Genomic DNA, 20772 nt, shown 5'->3' on the forward strand with positions numbered 1-20772 from the left:
TTCACCGCTGGATTACTTGTTCTGGGTCCGCATCAGCCGGATCTGCCCGAGGATCTCCTCGGTCGGCCGCACGACGTTGTTTCTGTCGTTGAAATGCGGGATGACGTAGCGACCGACCATGTCGATCGCTTCCATGATCTTTTCGTGCGGGACCGAGTCCATGTGCAGCAGCACCTCGTCGATCCCCATGGCCTCGAACTTCTCGATCTGACGAATGACCGTATCGGGGCTGCCGCACACCGTCGTGGCCGACTCGTTGACCAGATAGTCCCAGTCGTTGGCGGCACGCTCCATCGACGGCACGCTCTCTCCCATGTACTTATAGTCATCGGCAATCGCCGCGAGACGCGGATAGGCATCGGTCGAGATCTTGGCATAGTGCATCAGTGGGCCGGCATAATGCGCCTTGGCCTGCTCGTCCGTTTTCCCGATACCGATGAACAGCGGAATGCCGATACGCGGACGCTGCAGCGGTCCCCCCTCGTCGCGTTTCCAGTTCTTCTGATAGGCACCGATCAGCTTCTGTTGCGCTTCCCAGCCCTGATAGATGTTGCTGCTCATCACGGCGAAACCCTGCGAGGCCGCCCAGACGTGACTGCGCTCGCTGGTCGCCGCGATCCCGATCACCGGATGCGGCTTCTGCAGCGGCTTCGGAACCAGCTGGCGCGGAGGGATCTGGTAGTACTTGCCGTCAAACGTGAAAATGTCCTGGCGCATCGCCCTTTTCAGCAGCGCCAGTCCTTCTTCCATCTGCGCCAGCGTTTCGTTCGGATCGACGTTGAACGCCCGCATCGCGATGGTGGTGTTGGCGCGGCCGCCGTAGAATTCCATGCGGCCGTTGGACAGGATGTCGGTCACCGCAAGCCGCTCGGCCGAACGCAAGGCGTGGTTGATGCGCTGCGGCATCAGCGTCACGGCTGCGCGCAGCTTGACGCGCGACGTCACCGCGGCCAGATAGCCGAACACCACTTCGGGCGCCGAGCTCGAGATCCCGCCCAGTGCCACGTGCTGCTCGGAGAGCGCGACACAGTCGAAGCCGACTTTCTCGGCCAGACGGACTTCGTCGACGAGTTCGTGAAGCCTGCGCGAGTAACTGTGGCCGACCTGGGTTTCCTGTTCAGACCAGAACCCGAACGTAAGTGCCATGTCTCAATCCTCTTAGCTTTCGAGATGCCAGAGGGTTTCATAGGCGGGGCGATATTTTCGCCCGAAAGCCGCGTTCCGTAGTCAAGCTTTCCGAATTTTATGCTGTCAGTATTCGCAACATGGCAGACGCCGTTGGGAAGCTTCGCCGCGCAGCGGACGGGCTGACCGTCAACGGCTGGCGCCGTCGTCTCCGGCCTCGCTATCGAAGGTCTTGATCAGCAACTCGGCGATCGCCGCGAGGCACGCTTCGCCGATGTCGTGGCTCGAACCGAACGGACTTCCGATCACGCCGTTATGCGAAACCGATCGGATGCCGTTCTTCCACATCAGCTCGAGATCAGCCTCCGACAAGCCGCCAAGATGGCCCACCTCGAAGCGGTCCTGTCTGACGCTGTCGGGCCGAATGACCATCATTAGCGACGTCTCGGCGATATCGGCGTGGCCGCCGACGGCCAATACGTCTCCTCCGGCTTCACGCACCGCATCGCGCCACGTGTCGATCCATTTCGTCGAGTCGACGAACGCCTGGATCGCAACATCCGAGGGGACGGCCCCGCGCAGGCGACCGAGCATGTCCTTCAGGACCGGAAAATTTCCGATGTGGCCCGAGTGAATCAGGATGCGCTTGAAGCCGTGGCGCGCCAGGCTTGTGCAATAATCGAAACAAATCGTTTCCAGCGTCTCCGGCCGTAGCGAGATCGTGCCCGGGAATGGCAGATGATGAGACGAGCAGCCGACCCTGATGGTCGGCGCCACCAGCGTGTTGCCGCGGCTGCGCGCGATCCGCTCGGCCAGAGCATCGGCATGATCCGCATCCATGCCCAAAGACAAATGCGGTCCATGCTGCTCGACGGCCCCCAGCGGGATCACCACCGTCGTGCACCCATCGGCCAGCGCCGCGGCGACTTCCTCGTGGCTCATCTGCTCCAGATAGATCTGATCGGGATATCCGCGCACCATCATTCAGCCCTTACTGTTCTTTGACAAAAACCTCGCACGCACATTAATTGAGCTCTCGTCTGTGACATAGGCGTCTAGGTCGGCCACGGTCATTTCTTCGAGCGCCAGATCGCTCATTTGCGCGGTGAGGTTGAGCGATCTTTTGATGGCGTGGAACAGCTTGCGGTCTTTCTGCCGCAACGCGCTGCACACGTCTCGCGCTCGGGACGCGACCTCCTCGGTCGCGACGATCTCGTTCACGGCGCCGATCGCCACGGCGCGTTCCGCACCGACGAGCTCGCCCCAATACAGCAGATCTTGCGCCGCCCGCACGCCGAGCTTCTCGACGGCCCGGCGCATACCTTTGGTCACCGGCAGCAGGCCGTGGTTGATTTCCGGGAACCCGATCTTGCACGCCGCATCGGCCACGACATAGTCCGCATGCAGCAGAAACTCCAGGGCGCCTCCGACCGCATAGCCGCGGACGGCGCAGACGATCGGACCCGGATAGTTCTCCATCGCCACAAGGAGTTCGTGGAAGAACCGGATGCGCGGCCTCGCGACATCGATCCCGACGACTTCCTTGATGTCGCCGCCTGCGCTGAAGAAGCGGTCGCCGCCTCCGGTGAGCACGATGCCGGGCGGATTCTCGTCGTCGGCAAAGCGCCGAATCGCCTCCAGCAACTCGACGATGAGTCGAGCATTCAGCGCATTGGCCGGCGGCCGGTTCATCGTGATCGTGACCAGGTCTTGATCACGCTCGATCAGGAGAGAAGTGGCAGTGTTCATAAGTGAGACCCAAGCGAGAGCGGCTACAACAGACGGGAGCGGTGGACCACACGGCGGCGCGACGAGAGGCGGCAATGCCCGACGCCTCGCCGAGACGGCACACCTCACAACCCCAAATAGGCGCGCTGGACATCGGGGTTCTCGAGCAGATCGCGGCTCGATCCGTGCAACATCACGGAGCCGTTCTCGAGCACATAGCCGCGGCTGCTCAGCGCGAGCGACTTGGCGACATTCTGCTCGACGAGCAGGACCGTGATGCCCTGCTCGTTGAGGGATTTGACGACGCCGAACATCACGTCGGTCAGCGCCGGCGACAGTCCGATCGACGGCTCGTCGAACATCACGATTTCTGGCTTCGACATGATCGCCCGACCGATCGCCAGCATCTGTTGCTCGCCGCCGGACAGCGTGCCGGCGAGTTGGTCGCGGCGTTCGCGAAGTCGCCCGAACAGCTGATAGACGGAATCAAGCGTATTTGCCAGGTCGTGCCTGGCCCGCTTCAGCGAGCCGCCGATCAGCAGATTGTCCTCGACGGAGAGCGCACTGAAGATCTGGCGGCCCTCGGCGACCTGAGCGATGCCCATTTCGCAGATGTCCCACGGCGGTCGCCGCGAGATTTCGACTCCGTTGATCCTGACGGAACCGCGCGACGACGGCACGATCCCCGCGATTGATCGGATCAGAGAGGTCTTGCCGGCGCCGTTGGCGCCGACCACGCAGATCAGTTCACCCTTGCCGATGCGGAGCGACACGCCGTTCAGCGCATTGGAGCCGTCATAGGCCACGCACAGGTCGTCGATCTCGAGAAGCGCGTCGTCAGGCATGGAAACCGGCTCCCAGATAACTTTCCAGCACCGTAGGATCCGCTACCACCTCTGACGGCTTGCCCTCGGCGATCTTGGCGCCGTGGTGAAGCACCACCACGGTCGACGCCACTTCCATCACGATCCGCATCACGTGCTCGACCAGTAGGATCGTCAGTCCACCCTCGGCGAGCCGGTGCAGCACGCCGACGACGCCGGCCGCTTCGGTCGGACGCAGCCCCGCCATCACTTCGTCGAGCAGCAGCAACTTGGGGCGAGTCGAGAGCGCCTTCGCCATCTCGAGCATCTTGCGATCGGGCAACGTCAACTGATCCGTCCGGGCATTCGCCTTGCCGGCGAGCCCGACATTTTCGAGCGACTCATACGCCTTGTCCCGCGCCTCCTTGACGTTCGTCGTCCAGCTGAAGGCGCCGACCATGGCATTCTCGAGCACCGACATATCTTTCATCGGTCGGACGATCTGGAAGGTGCGCGCAATGCCCATGCGGCACACCGCTTCGGGCGGCTCGCGCTCGAGCGAACGCCTCTCGAACAGCACCCGCCCGGCGGTCGGTCTCAACGCCCCGGCGACGAGATTGAAGCAGGTGGTCTTGCCGGCGCCGTTCGGCCCGATCAGGGCGGTGATGCGGCCTGCCTGCAGTGAGAAGCTGACATCATTGACCGCGACCAATCCAACGAACGCTTTGGTCAGGTTCTTCACTTCGAGCAGCGCGGTCATTCCTCGACCTTCCGCAATTGTGAGATCCGGCCGCGCGCCGGCAGCTGGATCGCCTCGTAGAGCCGGACGATCCCCGGCCAGATGCCGTCGGGCAGAAACCACACTACCATGATCAGCACCGCCCCGTAGGCGACGCTGTTCAGTCCGGGGAGCCCCAGGCTGTCGCCGAGCGCACCCATGGCGTGATGCAGCGGGATCGCGGCCATCGAGCCGACCAGCGGGCCGAACGCAGTGCCCAATCCGCCGACCACAGGGCCGATCAGTACGTCGACCGAGATCGCCATGCCCATGATCGAATCCGGAAAGATCGCACCCTGCACCAAGCCCAGCACGCCGCCGCCGACCGCGGCCGTCGCGGCCGATATCGAGACCACCAGCACCTTGTGGCGAAACGTCCGCACCCCCAGTGCGCGGGCGGCCTCGTCGTCGTCCCGCATCGCGCGCCAGACATAGCCCCAATAGGACCGCGAGATCAGCTCCGTTCCCGCGACGCCGATGGCCGCAAGCGCGAGCGCGACGAAGTAGTAGAACCGCGCGTCACCGCGCAGCATCCCGAGGTCCATCGTGCCGCTCGGCGCCTGATAGAACAGGCCCTGCATGCCGCCGACATAGTCCCACCCGCCGAACATGATCCGGGCGAATTCGGCGGCTGCGATCGTGAGCAGCGCGAAATAGATGCCACGGACCTCGAAGCGGAAGCTCAGCCACGCCAGCACCGCGCCGACGAAGCCCGCAATCACCGCGCCCAGCAGCAGACCGATCCACGGGGTGACGCCGTATTTGATGTTCAGGATCGCCACCGCATACGCACCGATTCCAACGAACAGCGCGTGACCGATGGATAGCTGCCCGCCGATCCCGAGCATCAGGTTCCACGATTGTCCGATGAAGGTGAACAACAGGACGATCGTCAGAAGTGAGATGACGTAGGCGTTGGACATGCCACCCACCACGGCCAGGGCGGCAAAGACCAGAGCGCCGGCACCCCAACGCTTGGTGTCGCTGGCTTGATCAGATGTCCTTTGCACCGAAAAACCCCCTCGGACGGAAAATCAGGATGATGATCAGAAGCGCGTAAGGGAGTGCTGTTTTCATCGACGGCGTGAACATCAAGGCCGCGATCGCTTCGGCGACCCCGATCGTCAGGCCGCCCAGAAGAGCGCCGCCGAAGCTGCCGAGACCGCCGACGATCACCGTCACGAAGGCCAGCAGCGTGAAGTCGACGGCGAGATAGGGCTGCGCATCGAACAGCGGCGAGATCAATGCGCCGGCGACGCCAGCGCAGGCGGCTCCGATGCCGAAGGTCACCGCATAGACCCGAGGGATATTCAGCCCGACCACCAGTCCGCCCAGTCGATTATTGGCGGCGCCCCGCAGCGATCGGCCGAATGCGGAGTACTTCAGATAGGCTCCCAGTGCGGCGATCAGCAGTCCGGCCGTAGCGGCCGCCTGGATGCGGGCCCAATCCAAGGTGAGCGATCCCACGCTCACGGTCTGGAAGGACAACTGAGACGCCGTCGGCCGCGGATCCGGACCGAACGACATCAGCAATACGCCGCTGAAAAGCAGTGAGAGGCCGATGAAGACGATGAACTGATAGTGATGCGGCCGATTAACGAACCGCTTCACGACGAGCGTCTCTAGCAGATAGCCGAACACGAACATGACGACCGCGGCGATCGCGGCGGCTAAAACGATCGGGATGTCCCAGATTTGAACGGTCCAGTATCCGATGTAGATCCCGAACACGACCATCTCGCCATGAGCGAAATTGACCACGCGCATGACGCCGAAGATGATCGTGAGACCGAGCGCGACGAGCCCGTAAACCAGCCCGATGAGCACCCCGCCGGCGATGACATTGAGCCAGAGCGACAGCATCAGCGACCGACCGCCGATGGATGCGCGATAGAAAGTCTTCGTCTTCCTTGCATGCTGATCGGTTCCATCTTGGCTGTAGCGGAAACGTAGCGGCGCCTCACGTCGTCCTGTGTTTCAGACCGCCTTTGGCGCGGCGAAACATCCGTCGATGTAGACGAGCGACTCACATCCGGCCCTCGTGGTCTGAGCCACCACCTCTCCGGTGAAAATGGTATGACTACTGTCGCTGTAAGCATTCACCACGCGGCAATCGAAGCTGCAGACCGCGCCGACCAGACTTGGTGCTCCGGTTTTGAGATCGCACCACAAACCGTCACCGAAGCGGATATCGCCCTTGCTGCCGTCCTGCCCGGAAAACTTGAGCGCCAGATCGCGATGCTCGACCCCTAGAATATTCCAGCAGAACGACCCACTGCTGAGAATGATGTCGTGCGCACCGGCAGATCGATTGACGCAAACCAGCACGCTGGGCGGAGCCGCCGACAGCGAGCAGCCCGCCGTGAGTGTCAGACCATGGCGGTTCGGCGCCCGGCCTGTCGTGACGATCGACACGGTGCCCGGCACGCTGCGCATCGCAGCACGGAATGCTGCGGCGTCGAGTGGGCTCGTTTCGGACAGCGGCGGTGTTGCGGACGGCATGGCTACGACCCTTGGATTCATGGGATGGATGCGCCCTCTTTGTCTGGTTGTGGTTCCGGGCATGCAGCGCCGCCCCGGTGAACGTCTGAGCTATCCGGCTGCTTGATAGAACTGGATGACGTTGCCGCCCGGATCCCGCACCTTCACCGCACGGCCGTGACTTTCCATGTCCCGGACCGCGCCGACTTGCGCTCCCATGGCTGCGGCACGCTCCATGGCGGCATCGAGGTCATCGACATCGAAGACAAGAACGGCATCTTGCAGCTGGTCCGAGACCGACTCCGTCGGTCCGGCGACGCAGAACGCAGCCGCATCGCTCACGAACTGGATCCACTTGCCGTGATCAGCGAAGCGCACCTTCAGACCCAGGCCTTCGTAGAACTCGGCCAAGCGTCCAGGATCGTTCGCTGTCAAATAGACTTGCTTCAGTTTCACGCTCGACATCCAAACCGTCGCTACCCAAGTGCGATCGTGGTTGGATAGTCGCCCGAGCCTCGCAGCATTACTGCTTGAACAACGCCTGTCACAGAAGCTTCATCAGCATTTTATGCTGTAACGACTTGTCGAGTCGCTAGATCCAACTCTGCATCCGGCCGATCTTTGCCATTTTCTGGTTGACGAGGGTGGGCGTCGTTGCTGCCGAACCTTTTGTCTCGCGCAACGCCCGCGGCGTGGTCAGCGACGTGGGACCGGGGGCCACACGCGACGACAGGCGGTTGTACGAAACAGGGCAGCTCTCGACATCGAACTCTGCTGCACGTCCCGTCAAGTGACATGGGGAGCCAATCGATGGAGCGGCGGGCATTACATCTTGACCGAATCCGTGCATCAACGTCGGCCTGCATATCGCATAGGCAAAAAATGTATCGGAAGTAGGCAACTAACCTCCTGATCGCAATGCACAATGCGAAGGTTGACGGTTTTTCGATACAAATCGACGATTTGTCGAAATCCCACAAGCGCAATTGCGGTTAGCTTTTACCACGCGATTGTCATCACCCCGCAAACGACGGTGATACGCGCCGCAGAAGACTGCCATACTTGGGAGATACGCGATGTCGACAACCTCTCTCGACAGAATAGATATCAAGATCCTCAACGAGCTCCAGCAGAATGCGAGCTTGACCAATGTCGAGCTCGCATCACGCGTCAATCTCTCGCCGTCGCCGTGTCTGGCACGCGTCAGAACACTCGAAAAACTCGGCGTGATCGATCGACGGATCGCCCTTCTCGATCCCGCCGTGCTCGGCATTGGTGTAACGGCTTTCATCCAGATCAAGCTGGAAAAGCAGGTCCAGACGTCCCTCGAGAATTTCACCCGATCCATCGACCGGCTGGCCCAGGTAATGGAATGCTATCTCATGACCGGTGAGAGCGACTACATGCTCCGCGTCATGGCGGCCGACATCGAAGATCTCGAAGACCTGATTGTCAACAAACTATCCCGCATTCCCGGCGTCAGCAGCATTCGATCAAATCTGGCCCTCAAGCGCATTTCGCACAAGACCGTGCTGCCGATCGACGCCAATCGGCCGGTCACCGTCAAGGCTTGCGCCAACCCCTCGCGCCCTCTGGAGCGCTCACTAAGACCCCGATTCGACCCAACTGGTCCTTTGCTGTCCGATGCGCCGATCGGGCTCGACACCAATCGTCCCAGCTACAGCGTGGAAAGACTATGAGGCGCCCCGCCATGGGCTCCGGCCAGTTGGCAATAATGGTGAAGTTAAGATCGGCAGAGTGCTCGAGCGGCGCAGCGAGCCTGACAATCCGCACATGACCCAACGCGAGCACCCGTCGGTTCTAGCGAGCAGAGCGACCGAGATGACGGGATCGATCGAAGCGGCCCTGCAGGCGCTCGCCGACGGCGAAATCGTCGTGGTCACCGATGACGACGATCGCGAGGGCGAAGGCGACCTCGTCGTCGCCGCCTCGCGGTGCACGGCTGAGAAGATGGCCTTCATCATCCGCCATACATCGGGAATCGTTTGCGCTCCGATTACCCTCGAAGACGCGAGACGGCTGCGGCTTGACCCGATGGTTCTCAACAACGACTCGGCTCACACCACGGCGTTCACCGTGTCGGTGGACTACCGGCCGGATAACGGAACGGGCATCTCGGCCGCAGAGCGGGCCTCGTGCTGCCGCGCGCTCGCCAATCCCAACGCTGGCGCCGGCGATTTTTGCCGGCCGGGACACGTCTTCCCTCTGATCGCAAAGGAGGGGGGCGTACTCATGCGCTCGGGTCACACCGAGGCCGCCGTCGACCTGTGCAGACTGGCAGGTCTCGAGCCGGTCGGTGTCATCAGCGAACTGATGAACGACGATGGCTCAGTACTGAAGGGTCCGCAAGTCGCGGCGTTCGCCGACAAGCACAAGCTGAAACAGGTCACCATTGCTGACCTCATCAGCTTCCGGCAGGCCCGCGAGACGCTGATCGAGCGCGTCTCGAGCGTCACGGCGGAGAGCCCGATCGGCCCGCTCCAGGGCTATTCGTATCGCTCGCCGTTCGACCCCATTCATCACGTCGCCTATATCTACGGAGAACTGGGCGACGGCACCAACGTCCTCACGCGCTTCTACAAACCCAACGTCCTGCGCGATTTGTTCTCGGGTCAGGAACAGGCCAAGATGAACGTCATTCTGCAACGCTTCAAGGATAATGGCAGCGGCGTGCTCGTCTATCTGCGCGACGGCGCGGCAGGCGTTCCGCCTGCGCCGTTAGGCCCGACCGGTTCGCGCGAAGATGACCGCAATCGGCAATGGCGCGAGATCGGCGTCGGCGCCCAGATCCTGCGGGATCTCAAGATCAGTTCCATCCGTCACCTCACGTCGTCGACGCATCACTTCAAGGGACTGTCAGGCTTTGGCATCGAGATCGTCCGAAACGAAGCGCTCTAATTCCAGCCATCTGCGTTGCGAAAGTCCATGAGCGGGTCCCGCACCTCAGGCATCCGGCGACGCTTGCAGTTCGTCGCGCGACAGATCTCCCCCGGCCAGTCTGGCCGGCCTCGCGCTCGGAGAAGTAGCGCGCCGGCGACTTGCCGAGCGTCTTCTTGAACATGGTGATGAACGCGCTCACCGACTCGTAGCCGAGCGCCCCGGACACGGACTGAAACGTGTCGCCAGCAGAGCGCGCTTGACGAACAGGAAATGCGCGACAACAGCGCTGAACCCGCGACTTTCAAAATTGCCGAACGCTTGATGGCAATCGCACAGGAGCTGTTGCCTGCTGGCGCAATCTGCGGTCCAAATATCTCGCCCATCCAACTTGGCCGCGCATCATCAAGTATCGTGCAACGGGGTCCGAGATCAGCCAGTCCGGTCCATCATGGGTGCCACAGAAAAGCGATAGTATTGCGATTTCAATGATTTACCTTATGCTCTCAATAGGATGAAGCATGAACGTGTGCACTCCAAACTAGCCGAATTTGCACCCGTTTGTACCTTCTTTGACCTCTCAGTGCACACGTAGCGCACACGAATTGGGGAGTGCACACGGCCGTGGCCAGCTTCACGCAATTGTCTTCCGGGAACTGGCGCGTCCAGGTCCGCCGCAAGAACCGCTACATGTCAGAGACCTTCCGCCGGCGCAAGGACGGCGAGGACTGGGCGCTCGATATGGAGCGCAACATCGACCGCAGTGGATCACCCAAACCACGCGCTGCCGTCCAGGCGCATACGTTCGGCGACATCATCGACCTTCACGTCGAGGATATGCATGAAGTCGGGCGCCCTCCCCGCCGCTCAAAGGCCGCCGTGTTGGAGGCACTGAAGGAAGCCTTGGGGACAGTGAAACTGTCTAAGCTCAATCGCGAGCGACTTATCGAATTTGGACGCAAGCGCGCGAAGGAAGGCGCTGGCCCAGCGACATTGGCGATCGATTTTTCCTTTATCAGAACCGTGACGACGCACGCTGCAGCCGTTCACGGCATTGAGGTCTCGGCCGAAGAGGTTCGCCTGGCGCGCTTCGCAATGAAGCATTTGGGCCTTGTTGGGAAGTCGGAGGAGCGAGACCGACGTCCAACAGAAGACGAGCTCGACGAACTCATTGAGTATTTTGAGACGAATCCCCGATAAGTCATCCCTATGGGGCGGATCGTTCGGTACGCTGTCGCGACAACGATGCGACAAGAGGAGATTTGCCGACCCGAATGGCCGGACGTGGACATGAAAACGCGGGTGCTCCTTATCCGCGATCGCAAGGATCCGCGGGCCAAGGATGGCAATGATCAAAAAGTACCGCTCCTCAATCTGACTGGCTATGATGCTTGGGAACTCCTTCTCCAACAGCGGATCATAACGAGAGGATCAGGTCGCGTATTTCCTTATAATCATCGCTCTGTGAGCAAGGCATTTGCGCGAGCCTGTGAAGAACTGAAGATCGAAGACTTGCATTTTCATGATCTGCGCCACGAAGGCACTAGCCGTCTTTTCGAGGCAGGACTAACCATTGAAAGGGTCGCATTGGTAACAGGTCATAAAGACTGGCGAACGCTGCGGCGCTACACCAAGAACTCCACAAGTTACAAACCGCCCCGCAGCAATCCCTGGAAGAATTTATCGCATCGGTTACGAGAGCGGCCTTCAGGGACAGCGGCTCCGGCATTCAGAGCTCTCCTCACGAACGATGACTGGTCGGTCTACCAATAGACGCAAGGGACTTAAAATTCCCGCTTTACGAGTTCGTGTCGTCTCCGGCGCCGGAACTTTTCACCTCAGTCGTGGCGCCAACCCATTAACGATCTTGAAGAAAAGTCACCGGATCAATCCCAAGCGCATTCGAAATTTGATCAAGGGCGTCAACCGTCGGCGAATTTTCTTCGCGCTCAATCATTCCAATGTAGTTGCGATTCAAGCCAGCGCGATCGGCCAACTCCTCTTGGGAAAGGCCGCTCTCCTTTCGTAGACGTCGAAGATTCCTGGCTACCAGCCGCCGCAACTTCATGCGGCATGACGGCCTCAAACGTCACTTGATCTCTACCTAGTATACTAGGTATTGTTCGTATCTCGTTTGGAAGTTCTCGATGACTAATGCGCGAACCCTGTCGGCTAAACCGTTCGTCGAACAAGTCCCCTTAACCAAAGGGCGGTTCCTCCGCCTCGGTTATCGGGCTGATGGGGTGGACTCCATGTTGGCATGTGTTGAACTTCCCCTTGAGGTACTCGAACAGGAAATCGCAGGTGGCTTAGAGCTGGTCACCACGATTCGTCCTTCCGGCGAAATAGTATCTCAAATCTTCGGGTCATCCGGATTGGCTTTGAACGGGCCTCGGTCAAGTGACCCGATCGATCGTCTAGTTTCACAAACCGTCAACAGCGATAGCCTTCGCCTGGAGGAACTGCCATCAGGTGAACTGCGTGCGCTATTGAGATCGCTTGAGGCATCCATCGAACACGTAAGGACTGCACTCGCTCAAAGTGCGTAGCTCGCCACGGCGGAAGCCCTGTCAACCGCTAGACGTCGGTATTGTACCATCGACCTTCTTCTTCCCCTTCTTGAAGGCTACATCGCCGTCGAGAAATGCCTCCAGCATAAACGGTACGAGATCGACCACCTCCTCCCGTGCCCCGTAGGTCTCTGCATAATAATCGGCGTAATCGCGAAGCCGCGCAGCAAGCGCCGGCGTTAGCGTCGTGATGAGTTTGACCGGAGTGCGGTCGGGCAGTTTTGAAAGCTTCATTGGCACTATCTCGCCTTGGCCACCGTCTGAACGTCCTGATACGGCTTCAGCACCAGATCCTTCGAAACAATCACCCGCAGCGGCCAACCCGGCCGCACCGTGATCGTCGGCTGCACGTCGAGCTCGCGTTCGACGAGGCGCTGGCCAGCACGATTGGTCGTTTGCTGCGTGCTTTCCCGCAACGCCTTCACGAGATCGCTCTCGTCGTTACCGATCGATAGCTGTGTCCCCACCCCGATCAGGGTCGCCAGAGCGACGCCTTTGAGCAACTGCCAAGTATGGAAGTCCACCTGGTCCTCGAGCCCGGCATAGCCTGCAACGTCTGTAGCCGGAAGGTTCTCGATCACGATCGAATTGCCGTTCGGCAGGATAAGTCGCGTCCAGACCACGAGCGCGCGCTTTTGGCCAAACGCGACGACGCTATCGTATTTGCCCATGAGCCGGGTCCCCTGCGGGATCAGGAGATGCTCACCCGTAACTGTATCGTAGACGTTCTCGGTGACCTGGCCGATGGTCGCCCCGGGCAAGTCCGAATTCAGTCCCGTGACGAGGCTCGCAGGGATGATTGATCCTGCCATCACTGCATAAGTGGATGGCGCAGGTTTGAGCGCATGGGGATTGGTGGTTTCCGTGTCGGCTTTCGCGCCCACGAAGGCGAGTTTGCGGGCCTGCGACGAGGGAATGATCTCGTTGGAACGGTCGATCATCGCTTGCGCGGTCCTTGCGAGTTCCGCAGCGGACGGCCCTGTATCGGGCGTTGAAGGCCGGAATGCGGATGGGGCAGCAGCCGGTGCTTCGGTCGTGCTGGCCTGCCTACGCTTATCCTGCTTCTCCGACAGGCGGACGAACAAGCCCGACTCCTTTGCCTGCTGCGCGACGCGCGTCTGGCGGATCCGCTCAGCCCGTTCGGCGTCTTCCTCCGGATTGGTTCGGAAGCCAGCGTCCGGCGCGACGCCAGCCTTCTTCTCGTTTTCGGCAAAGGCCCGGCCAATGTCCCCGGGCGACGGCGGTCCAAGCCGCGGCGTCGATGGCGGCAGATCCTCATAGGACTTGGGCAGCTTGCTCAAGCCCTCGGCCGTCTGCTTGCGGTCGGTATTGTAGAGCTCTGTCCGCTCCGATTGTTTGAAGGAGTGCGGTCGAAGCGCAATGAGGATCGCCCCGCCAACAAACAGCGCCGCGACGGCGCAGCCGATCATGAGAGCGCGCCTATTGAGGCGCCGAACGGGCCGCGGACGGGCTCGCAGCTCCAGCGGCTCCGGATCCTGATCCAATCCTGTCGTCATGAGGCGCTCCCGATGCCGAGGATCTGTGACACCGGTCGCGCGTCGATCCGGATGATCCGGACGATGCGCTGCGGATCTTCGCCAAGGCGAAGCTCGGCGGCACCGAACATCCGATCGACGATGTAGTAGGAGCCGCGGACCCGATAGTTGACGAGGTTCGGCCGGCCATCGGCTCCGGCGACGAACAACGGCGGCGCCTCGCCTTGCGACAGGCCGGACGGCATCTGGATATAGACCTTGCGGCCGTCGTCGAAGGCGCGCAGCGGCCGCCAGGGTGGATCGTCGCCTTCAATGCGATAGCGGAAATTCAGGCTGTCGAGCCGCACCCCGCGATCGGCGATACGCTCCTCGCTTTGCGCGGCAGCGACGTTCTGCTTGTGGAGCGCGACAAGTGTATCCGTAGGATAGGTCCAAGAGATGGACGCCATGTAGGTCTGCTTGGTCGACACGAGCTCGAGGTGATAGGCCCGCCGATCGGTCAGGACCACGAGGTTGGTCTGAATATCCGGCAGCGTCGGCTTGACCAGGATGTGCACCCGCCGGGAGTTGCCCTGGCCGCTCATGGTATCGCCGACCACCCAGCGAACTGTATCGCCGGTGGAGACGTCGATCAGTTCCTCGCCCGGTTGAAGCGCAATGGTCGAGACTTTTTCCGGACTGGAATAAAGCCGGTAGAGTGCGCCCTCCGTCCAGGGATACACTTGGATGGCATTGATGTAGCCGGCGCGCGTCGGCTCCATCCGTGCAGCCTTGTTCGCTTTGGCGATCGCCTGCTCCGGCGGCAGTTTTTCTTCCTTGGCGGCCTTTGTCGGATAGGGCTTCAATTGACCCGGCAACGGCAAGATCTTGGGCGTTTCGACGACCTGTACCGGCGCCGGCAGATCGGTCTCTGGAAGTCCCTTCTCAAAGACCATGTCGTCATAGGGCGCTTCAACATTGAGCTTTGTGGCGCATCCGGCAAGCCCAAGCGACAATGCAAGGACGCTGGCCGACGCGAGCTTGGTGAAGGCTGTGGAATTCATTTGGCGTCTCCAATGAGGTCGCGCGACCAGTTGAGGGAATGGACGTAGAGGCCGAGAGGATTCTTCCGCAGCGTTTCGGCATCTGCGGGTGGCTTGAGAACGGTGGTGACGAGGCCAGTGAAGCGCTCGGTCTTTGCGATCGCGCCGTTCTCGTAGGTGTTTTCCTTCCAGCGGATCTCGAAGCTGTCGCCAGACGCCCGCACCACGGACGTGACTTCCGCTGTCACGGTCTTCGATCCGATCTTTGTGAATGGATCGGCTTCGCGCGCATAGTCATTCAGGGCTTGCGCGCCGCGGTCCGTGACGAAGTCGTAGGCACGCAGCCAGTTCGCCCGGACGATGACCGGATCGATCGATAGCGAACGAACGTTCTCGATAAATCGCGCAAGAAAATGCGCGATCTGCGCGTCTGATGGCTGATAGGCTTCGAGCGCCGGCCCGACTGCTCGGACTTCGCCGAGCCGATCGACCTCGATCACGTAGGGAACGACACCTGAGCGGGCGATCTGGGCAAAGATCGTCAATCCAAGGACGCTGGACAGACCAATGGCCGCCAGCGCAGCCAGCCGCCAGTTGCTGGCCTGTACACGGGCGGACCCTAACCGCTCGTCCCAGACCTGAGCTGCCTTCTGATAGGGAGTGACCGGCTCGGGCGTCTCGCCATAGCGAACGGACACGCGCTGAAACGGATGACCTGCCATATCTTACTCCTCCCCCAACTTCGGGCCCGACGAATGCCCGCCTTTGTCACCCTCCCTCAGAGTGTGGGCGGCGACTTGGGCCGCCTCCCTTGCGTGTCCGCGTGCTGACGACGCCGTCGCACGCCCTGCGCCTGAAGCGGCCGCCCCGTTCGTTGCGCCGCCAGTACTCGCACTCGATAGCTGATCCACGGTCGCGGCCCGAGCTGACGTGCCCGCAGCAGAGGACGCTCCGGTGAGCGATGCTGCGGAGCGAACCGCAGCCATTGAACCGCCCGCGGCAAGGCGTAAGCCTCCTGCGGCTGCCGCTCCGCCGCCGATCACGACAGCCGCCGCACCCGCCACCGTACCCGCGGCTGCACCTGCGCCCAACTGAGGCGCACCTGAGACCAGTCCCGCCGCGATTCCCGGGCCGAAGATGCCAAGGCCAAACAGCGAAAGGGCCGCCAGCAACAAGCTCATGGCCGATACGATATCGACCGGCCGCGTCAACGTGCTCGCGAGCTGACCGAAGATGGTCGAACCGATGCCGATGATGATCGCCAGCACCATCACCTTCACCCCCGAGGCGACCACGTTACCGAGGGTCTTTTCCGCCAAGAATGCGGTCTTTCCCCACAGTGCGAACGGCACGAGGATGAAGCTTGCAAGCGTTGTCAGCTTGAACTCGATCAGCGTGACGAAGAGCTGCACCGAGAGCACGAAGAACGCGAGCACGATCAGGATCCAGCAGAACAGCAGGATCAGGATCGTCGGCAGGTTAGTCAGGACGTCAAAGCCCGAGAATTGGCCGGTCTCCTCCAGGAGAGGATGGGCGGCTGTAAACCCGGCGGAGGCGACAAAGCCTGGCCGCGCCAAGTCGGCAGCACTTAAGCTCCCGCCAGATGCCTTCAGACCAATGCTGGAGAAAGACGCGAAGACGATATCGGCCAAGCTCTTGAAGTTGCCGACAATGAACGCGAACGCACCGACATAGAGCACCTTCTTGGCGAGCGTAACCATGATGTGGTCGTCCGCGCGCATGCTCCAGGCCAGCCCGGCGAGCGTGAGGTCGATGGCGATCAACGTTGAGCTCAAGAATGAGACGTCGCCGGACAGGAGGCCAAAGCCAGAGTCGATGTAGCGCGAGAAAGTCTCGGTGAAGCGGTCGATGACGGAGAGATCAGCCATGGCGCCCTCCCCTACTTGCCGCCGGTGTAGGCATGGCCATCGCCGATGAAGCGAGTAAAGCGCTCCTTCGCTGCAGCCGACGAGGCCTGCTGTTCGGCTGCACGCAACGTGTCCGCGCGCGCCTGCGTTGCCATGAGCGCCTGGGCCTGCAACGACTGCTTGATCTGCAGGGCGAGCAACTCGTTGCCGGACTGTTGGGCCTGCAGCGAGCCGACGGCCGCAGACGAGTTTGCCATCAGGGTTCGGAGCGTCTGGCCGTCTTGATCCAGGCCGCTGACAATGGCCGATTGAACTGCGAGCGATTGCTTCAATCCGTCGTAGCTATTGTCCCAGCGTGACGTCGCGTCCTGCACCATCTTGTCCGACGAGACGGCTGCCGCGTACTGCCGAGGATAAAAGCGCTCAAACTCCTGCTGGGTCTTCTGGACATCGAATGAGACGTTCTTTGCTTCACCAATCAGCGTGTTCATCTGATTGATCGTTGACGTGAGCTGGCCGACGACGCTTGTGGGGAGGTTCGTAAGATTCCTGGCCTGATTGAGCAGCGACTGCGCCTGGTTCTGTAGGCTCCTGACCTGGTTGTTGATCTGCTCGAGCGTGCGAGCAGCCGTTAGGAGATTTTGGCTATAGTTCGATGGATCGAAGACGACGACTTGCGCCCCAAGCCGTCGGGATCCGTTCAGCGCAATGACGAAGGATAGCGCGACAATTGCGGTCGCCCTTAGAGTTTGGCATGCGACAGGCGTGCCGAAGATCTTCAGCATAGGTGGCTCCTTAAACGTTAGGATTGGGATCAGGCTTTCTGGGCCTGCTCGAAGGTGCTGATCAGGTTCGCGGCCCAGTGCAGTCCGCGCTCGGCGAGATAGCGCTTGGCAAAGTGATGGGGGCCGGAGCGGGACACAACCGCATCGACGGTCCGCTGATCTTCTGGCGAGAAAGCTGCGACGAGCGCGAGCGCCACCGGTCCGAGACCAAGCTCAAACAGGCGGTTTCCGGCGCGGGACTGCAGGTAGTAGTCGCGCTTCGGGAATGCTTCCGCTATCAGGTGGACTTGCGTGTCGTTCAAGCCGAACCGGCGATAGGTCTCGGTCTGGGTTGGCTCCAGCGCACGAGGGTTCGGGAGGAATATCCGGCTTGGGCAGGATTCGATGATCGCCGGCGCGATCTGGCTGTCGGCGATATCAGCCAGCGACTGGGTCGCAAAAATGACCGAGACGTTCTTCTTGCGCAACGTCTTCAACCATTCGCGAATTCGGCTCGCAAACAGCGGATCATCCAGAAACACCCAGGCCTCGTCCAGCACCAGTAGCGTAGGCCGGCCATCAAAGCGCTCTTCAAGGGTGTGGAAGAGATAGGTCAGAACCGGCGCCACCAGTCCTGGCAATGCCATCAGTTCTTCCATCTCGAAGGTGAGCACGTCGGCGCCGGAGAGACGGTCGGCATCCGCATCCAGGAAACGGCCGTATGGTCCTTCCAGCGTGTAAGGCTGCAATGCCTGGCGGAGCGCGTCGCGGGCAAGTAGCGCCACAAGGCCGGTCATCGTCCGCTGCGAGACGGGCGCAGACCCGAGGCTCCTCAGCGCCGACCACAGCGTCTCCTTGACGTCGGGTGTCACGGTCACGCCCTCATGGGCGAGCACGCCACAGAGCCAGTCGAGCGCCCAGAGTCTCGCCCCCTCCTCCGCGACGTCCTTGAGCGGCTGAAAGGCGATACCGCCCTTGGCGCCCAGCTCGTACCAGGACCCCGACAACGCGAGCGTCGTGACCCGCGCTGACCGACCCTTGTCAAACGTGATCAGTTGCGCATTCGGATATCGGCGGAATTGAAGAGCGAGCATCGAGAGCAGGACCGACTTGCCCGCCCCGGTCGGACCGACAATGATGGTGTGCCCAACGTCGCCGGCGTGGAGCGATAACCTGAACGGGGTCGCGCCCTTGGTCTTGGCGATCAGAAGCGGCGGGCCATCAAGGTGCTCGCACCGGTCCGGTCCTGCCCATACCGCCGACAACGGGCACATATGCGCAAGGTTCAGCGTATGAACGATCGGCTGGCGGATGTTGGCATAGGCTTGACCCGGCAGGCCGCCGAGCCAGGCTTCCACCGCGTTGACGCTCTCGCGGATGGCCGTGAACCCACGGCTGTTGATTACCCGCTCGACTGCGCGCATCTTCTCGTCCGCTTGATGCGAGTCCTCATCGCTCACGGTGACGGTCGTCGTGATGTAGCCGAAGGCAACCAGATCGTCGCCAAGCTCGGAGAGCGCCGCGTCGGCGTCGAGCGCCTTGTTGCTGGCGTCGGTGTCGAGGAGCGCCGCCTGCTCGTTGAACATGACCTCCTTGAGGATCGCTGCAAGCGACTTCCGTTTGGCAAACCACTGCCGCCGGTAACGGGACAGCGTCGCGTTTGCCTGGGTACGGTCGAGCGGAATGAATCGTGTTGACCAGCGATAGGCAACGCCAAGCCGGTTCAATTCGTCCAGCAGGCCAGGAAAGGTGACGTGCGGAAACCCCAGCACCGTGAGCACGCGCAGATGGCTTCGTCCGATCGCGGGTGACAATCCGCCGGTCAAGGGCTCGTCGCTGAGGAAACAATCGAGATAGGCCGGGATCTTGGGAACGCTGACCGGATGGCGCTTGGTCGAGACACAGCTATGAAGATAGGTCAGCGTCTCCTCGTCGTTGAGGGGCCAGATCTCAGGCAAGACCGACGAGAGCAGATCGATTGCCCGATCAGTTTCCTGGATGAATCTTTGGAGGTGATCGCGATAGCCTTTCTGGTCGCTGTCAAATCTCCGTTGGCCGTCGGTCTCCCCGTCGTCGACGTCACCCTGCTCAGGAGGTTTGGGCATTTGGCCGCGACGAGCGCGTTGTCCTCCAGCCGCGCGATCCCTCGCCGTGGGGCCATCGAGAAAAAGCCCTTCGAGGCGCGAGACCCTTTCGGCGGGCGGCAAGTACATCAACGTCAGATGCAGCACGCTCTCGAAATGCTGCCCGCCCGGGCGTGACGGATCTTCCCAGGCGACCTCGGCGGGGCCTTCGAAACCCGCCCGCCGCTCCTCATCCACCAGCCACGACACCGGATCGGGAAAGTCCGACCTCGGATATTCGCCAGTCGGGATGCGCGTAGCATCGAAGAAGAGAGCCCAGCCCGATCCAAAGCGCTTCAGGACGTTGTTGACGCGGGAGACGACGCTCATCAGCTCGGCCTCAGTCGCGCTGTCGAGATCCGGTCCGCGGTAGCGCATCGTTCGTTGAAAGCTGCCATCCTTGTTCAGGATGACGCCAGGAGCGACCAGGCATGCCCATGGCAACCAATCAGCCAGGCGATAGGCGTTGCCGCGGAATTCCTTCAGGTTCAGCATGCGAGTCGCCCTTTGTGTTTGGTATGACGGATGGCGACCTCGACAAAGGCCGGATCGCGTTTGGCAAGCCAAACGGCTGCACTGTGTCCGATGACCCAGAGCACGAGTCCTGCGAGCCAAAGGCGCAGGCCGAGTGCGAGCACGGCCGAGAGGGTCCCGATCAGGATGGCGGCGGCACGCGGGGCGCCGCCAATCAGGATGGGTTCGGTCAACGAACGGTGGAGCACGAGTTCAAAACCATCGGAGCGCATCAGATCAGCGCTCCGCCACCGAACGAGAAGAAGGACAGGAAGAACGAACTCGCAGCGAAGGCGATCGAGAGGCCAAACACGACCTGGACCATCTTGCGGAATCCGCCGGAGGTGTCGCCAAAGGCGAGCGATATACCGGTCACCGTGATGATGATGACGGCGACGATCTTGGCGACGGGCCCCTGCACGGATTCCAGGACGCGCTCGAGCGGGGCTTCCCAAGGCATGCCCGAACCAGCGGCGTTCGCTGCCGTGACGCTAATGAGCACGTAAGCCGAGGCGAGGCCGAATGTGGCCAAGGGCAATCCGCTGACCGAACAGAGATCGCGAAGGCGCGAACACACATTGAGAGGCAGTCGAATGGACATAT

The 20772-nt window shown here is 61.3% G+C and carries 23 protein-coding genes and 1 pseudogene; 4 read left to right on the forward strand and 20 right to left on the reverse strand.

The window, feature by feature from the left end:
• Positions 1–12: 12 nt before the first annotated feature.
• The 9 genes from A3AS_RS0105850 to A3AS_RS0105890 form a co-directional block, all read right to left on the reverse strand.
• Positions 13–1146 carry an LLM class flavin-dependent oxidoreductase gene (locus A3AS_RS0105850; protein WP_018316661.1) on the reverse strand — a complete coding sequence of 378 codons (1134 nt, stop codon included), beginning with the start codon at positions 1144–1146 and terminating at the stop codon, positions 13–15.
• Between the two features lie 168 nt (positions 1147–1314).
• On the reverse strand, positions 1315–2109 hold the full coding sequence (locus A3AS_RS0105855) for a creatininase family protein (RefSeq protein ID WP_018316662.1): 795 nt from the start codon (positions 2107–2109) through the stop codon (positions 1315–1317).
• Positions 2110–2874, reverse strand: coding sequence for an enoyl-CoA hydratase/isomerase family protein (locus tag A3AS_RS0105860; RefSeq protein WP_018316663.1), 765 nt, complete (start codon positions 2872–2874; stop codon positions 2110–2112).
• A gap of 104 nt (positions 2875–2978) precedes the next feature.
• A complete protein-coding gene (locus tag A3AS_RS0105865) occupies positions 2979–3698 on the reverse strand; it encodes an ABC transporter ATP-binding protein (protein WP_018316664.1) in 720 nt (239 codons plus the stop codon).
• Positions 3691–4416: an ABC transporter ATP-binding protein gene (locus A3AS_RS0105870; protein WP_018316665.1), complete on the reverse strand. Its 726-nt coding sequence runs from the start codon at positions 4414–4416 to the stop codon at positions 3691–3693. Before A3AS_RS0105870 ends, A3AS_RS0105865 begins: the two co-directional genes overlap by 8 nt.
• Positions 4413–5444, reverse strand: coding sequence for a branched-chain amino acid ABC transporter permease (locus tag A3AS_RS0105875; RefSeq protein ID WP_198293680.1), 1032 nt, complete (start codon positions 5442–5444; stop codon positions 4413–4415). The genes A3AS_RS0105870 and A3AS_RS0105875 overlap by 4 nt, the downstream gene beginning before the upstream one ends.
• Entirely contained in the window at positions 5428–6297 is an 870-nt protein-coding gene (locus tag A3AS_RS0105880) for a branched-chain amino acid ABC transporter permease (RefSeq protein ID WP_018316667.1), read from the reverse strand. Before A3AS_RS0105880 ends, A3AS_RS0105875 begins: the two co-directional genes overlap by 17 nt.
• Positions 6298–6411: 114 nt before the next feature.
• Entirely contained in the window at positions 6412–6999 is a 588-nt protein-coding gene (locus A3AS_RS0105885) for a flavin reductase family protein (protein ID WP_245283148.1), read from the reverse strand.
• 27 nt (positions 7000–7026) lie between these two features.
• Positions 7027–7380, reverse strand: a complete 354-nt coding sequence (locus A3AS_RS0105890; RefSeq protein ID WP_018316669.1) for a VOC family protein — start codon at positions 7378–7380, stop codon at positions 7027–7029.
• 611 nt (positions 7381–7991) lie between these two features.
• On the opposite strand from A3AS_RS0105890, the gene A3AS_RS0105895 reads away from it, so the two are divergent.
• Positions 7992–8615 (forward strand): Lrp/AsnC family transcriptional regulator, encoded by a 624-nt coding sequence (locus A3AS_RS0105895; RefSeq protein WP_018316670.1) that lies wholly within the window; start codon positions 7992–7994, stop codon positions 8613–8615.
• Positions 8616–8757: 142 nt separating this feature from the next.
• Complete coding sequence (ribB, locus tag A3AS_RS0105900) at positions 8758–9834, forward strand: 3,4-dihydroxy-2-butanone-4-phosphate synthase (protein WP_018316671.1); 1077 nt, start codon at positions 8758–8760, stop codon at positions 9832–9834.
• Between the two features lie 124 nt (positions 9835–9958).
• Here the strand turns inward: ribB and A3AS_RS49950 are convergent.
• Positions 9959–10066, reverse strand: a pseudogene (locus A3AS_RS49950) (AraC family transcriptional regulator); the annotation flags it as partial.
• Between the two features lie 371 nt (positions 10067–10437).
• Here A3AS_RS49950 and A3AS_RS48880 point away from each other — a divergent pair.
• Positions 10438–11013 carry a hypothetical protein gene (locus A3AS_RS48880; protein WP_245283150.1) on the forward strand — a complete coding sequence of 192 codons (576 nt, stop codon included), beginning with the start codon at positions 10438–10440 and terminating at the stop codon, positions 11011–11013.
• 45 nt (positions 11014–11058) lie between these two features.
• Positions 11059–11586, forward strand: coding sequence for a site-specific integrase (locus tag A3AS_RS48885; RefSeq protein ID WP_245283151.1), 528 nt, complete (start codon positions 11059–11061; stop codon positions 11584–11586).
• 85 nt (positions 11587–11671) lie between these two features.
• Here A3AS_RS48885 and A3AS_RS44770 read toward each other — a convergent pair whose 3' ends face one another.
• The 10 genes from A3AS_RS44770 to A3AS_RS0105950 form a co-directional block, all read right to left on the reverse strand.
• Positions 11672–11881: a helix-turn-helix domain-containing protein gene (locus A3AS_RS44770; RefSeq protein WP_018316673.1), complete on the reverse strand. Its 210-nt coding sequence runs from the start codon at positions 11879–11881 to the stop codon at positions 11672–11674.
• A gap of 502 nt (positions 11882–12383) precedes the next feature.
• On the reverse strand, positions 12384–12617 hold the full coding sequence (locus tag A3AS_RS0105910) for a DUF2274 domain-containing protein (RefSeq protein ID WP_018316674.1): 234 nt from the start codon (positions 12615–12617) through the stop codon (positions 12384–12386).
• 5 nt (positions 12618–12622) lie between these two features.
• Positions 12623–13813, reverse strand: coding sequence for a TrbI/VirB10 family protein (locus A3AS_RS48890; RefSeq protein ID WP_245283152.1), 1191 nt, complete (start codon positions 13811–13813; stop codon positions 12623–12625).
• Positions 13814–13896: 83 nt separating this feature from the next.
• The gene (trbG, locus tag A3AS_RS0105920; protein WP_018316676.1) at positions 13897–14922 is read right to left on the reverse strand and encodes a P-type conjugative transfer protein TrbG; all 1026 of its coding nucleotides are present in this window, start codon (positions 14920–14922) and stop codon (positions 13897–13899) included.
• Positions 14919–15623 carry a conjugal transfer protein TrbF gene (gene trbF, locus A3AS_RS0105925; protein ID WP_018316677.1) on the reverse strand — a complete coding sequence of 235 codons (705 nt, stop codon included), beginning with the start codon at positions 15621–15623 and terminating at the stop codon, positions 14919–14921. The genes trbG and trbF overlap by 4 nt, the downstream gene beginning before the upstream one ends.
• Positions 15624–15626: 3 nt before the next feature.
• The gene (gene trbL, locus A3AS_RS0105930; RefSeq protein ID WP_018316678.1) at positions 15627–16790 is read right to left on the reverse strand and encodes a P-type conjugative transfer protein TrbL; all 1164 of its coding nucleotides are present in this window, start codon (positions 16788–16790) and stop codon (positions 15627–15629) included.
• 11 nt (positions 16791–16801) lie between these two features.
• Entirely contained in the window at positions 16802–17554 is a 753-nt protein-coding gene (trbJ, locus tag A3AS_RS0105935) for a P-type conjugative transfer protein TrbJ (protein ID WP_018316679.1), read from the reverse strand.
• Between the two features lie 29 nt (positions 17555–17583).
• Entirely contained in the window at positions 17584–20151 is a 2568-nt protein-coding gene (gene trbE, locus A3AS_RS0105940) for a conjugal transfer protein TrbE (protein ID WP_018316680.1), read from the reverse strand.
• Positions 20145–20402: a VirB3 family type IV secretion system protein gene (locus A3AS_RS0105945; protein ID WP_018316681.1), complete on the reverse strand. Its 258-nt coding sequence runs from the start codon at positions 20400–20402 to the stop codon at positions 20145–20147. The genes trbE and A3AS_RS0105945 overlap by 7 nt, the downstream gene beginning before the upstream one ends.
• Positions 20402–20770 carry a TrbC/VirB2 family protein gene (locus A3AS_RS0105950; protein ID WP_084674789.1) on the reverse strand — a complete coding sequence of 123 codons (369 nt, stop codon included), beginning with the start codon at positions 20768–20770 and terminating at the stop codon, positions 20402–20404. The genes A3AS_RS0105945 and A3AS_RS0105950 overlap by 1 nt, the downstream gene beginning before the upstream one ends.
• Between the last annotated feature and the right edge of the window lie 2 nt (positions 20771–20772).

The sequence above is a fragment of the Bradyrhizobium sp. WSM2793 genome (genome assembly GCF_000379585.1).
In the GTDB taxonomy this organism is placed as follows: domain Bacteria; phylum Pseudomonadota; class Alphaproteobacteria; order Rhizobiales; family Xanthobacteraceae; genus Bradyrhizobium.

What these genes read in the sequence shown, in the direction of transcription:
- A3AS_RS0105950 (WP_084674789.1), bottom strand. Translation starts at nt 20,770, where the DNA reads ATGTCCATTCGACTGCCTCTCAATGTGTGTTCGCGCCTTCGCGATCTC.
- A3AS_RS44770 (WP_018316673.1), bottom strand. Translation starts at nt 11,881, where the DNA reads ATGAAGTTGCGGCGGCTGGTAGCCAGGAATCTTCGACGTCTACGAAAG.
- A3AS_RS0105910 (WP_018316674.1), bottom strand. Translation starts at nt 12,617, where the DNA reads ATGAAGCTTTCAAAACTGCCCGACCGCACTCCGGTCAAACTCATCACG.
- ribB (WP_018316671.1), top strand. Translation starts at nt 8,758, where the DNA reads ATGACGGGATCGATCGAAGCGGCCCTGCAGGCGCTCGCCGACGGCGAA.
- A3AS_RS0105890 (WP_018316669.1), bottom strand. Translation starts at nt 7,380, where the DNA reads ATGTCGAGCGTGAAACTGAAGCAAGTCTATTTGACAGCGAACGATCCT.
- trbF (WP_018316677.1), bottom strand. Translation starts at nt 15,623, where the DNA reads ATGGCAGGTCATCCGTTTCAGCGCGTGTCCGTTCGCTATGGCGAGACG.
- trbE (WP_018316680.1), bottom strand. Translation starts at nt 20,151, where the DNA reads ATGCTGAACCTGAAGGAATTCCGCGGCAACGCCTATCGCCTGGCTGAT.
- A3AS_RS0105860 (WP_018316663.1), bottom strand. Translation starts at nt 2,874, where the DNA reads ATGAACACTGCCACTTCTCTCCTGATCGAGCGTGATCAAGACCTGGTC.
- trbL (WP_018316678.1), bottom strand. Translation starts at nt 16,790, where the DNA reads ATGGCTGATCTCTCCGTCATCGACCGCTTCACCGAGACTTTCTCGCGC.
- A3AS_RS0105850 (WP_018316661.1), bottom strand. Translation starts at nt 1,146, where the DNA reads ATGGCACTTACGTTCGGGTTCTGGTCTGAACAGGAAACCCAGGTCGGC.
- A3AS_RS0105870 (WP_018316665.1), bottom strand. Translation starts at nt 4,416, where the DNA reads ATGACCGCGCTGCTCGAAGTGAAGAACCTGACCAAAGCGTTCGTTGGA.
- trbJ (WP_018316679.1), bottom strand. Translation starts at nt 17,554, where the DNA reads ATGCTGAAGATCTTCGGCACGCCTGTCGCATGCCAAACTCTAAGGGCG.
- A3AS_RS0105865 (WP_018316664.1), bottom strand. Translation starts at nt 3,698, where the DNA reads ATGCCTGACGACGCGCTTCTCGAGATCGACGACCTGTGCGTGGCCTAT.
- A3AS_RS0105880 (WP_018316667.1), bottom strand. Translation starts at nt 6,297, where the DNA reads ATGCTGTCGCTCTGGCTCAATGTCATCGCCGGCGGGGTGCTCATCGGG.
- trbG (WP_018316676.1), bottom strand. Translation starts at nt 14,922, where the DNA reads ATGAATTCCACAGCCTTCACCAAGCTCGCGTCGGCCAGCGTCCTTGCA.
- A3AS_RS0105855 (WP_018316662.1), bottom strand. Translation starts at nt 2,109, where the DNA reads ATGATGGTGCGCGGATATCCCGATCAGATCTATCTGGAGCAGATGAGC.
- A3AS_RS0105945 (WP_018316681.1), bottom strand. Translation starts at nt 20,402, where the DNA reads ATGCGCTCCGATGGTTTTGAACTCGTGCTCCACCGTTCGTTGACCGAA.
- A3AS_RS0105885 (WP_245283148.1), bottom strand. Translation starts at nt 6,999, where the DNA reads ATGCCCGGAACCACAACCAGACAAAGAGGGCGCATCCATCCCATGAAT.
- A3AS_RS48890 (WP_245283152.1), bottom strand. Translation starts at nt 13,813, where the DNA reads ATGATCGGCTGCGCCGTCGCGGCGCTGTTTGTTGGCGGGGCGATCCTC.
- A3AS_RS48885 (WP_245283151.1), top strand. Translation starts at nt 11,059, where the DNA reads ATGCGACAAGAGGAGATTTGCCGACCCGAATGGCCGGACGTGGACATG.
- A3AS_RS0105895 (WP_018316670.1), top strand. Translation starts at nt 7,992, where the DNA reads ATGTCGACAACCTCTCTCGACAGAATAGATATCAAGATCCTCAACGAG.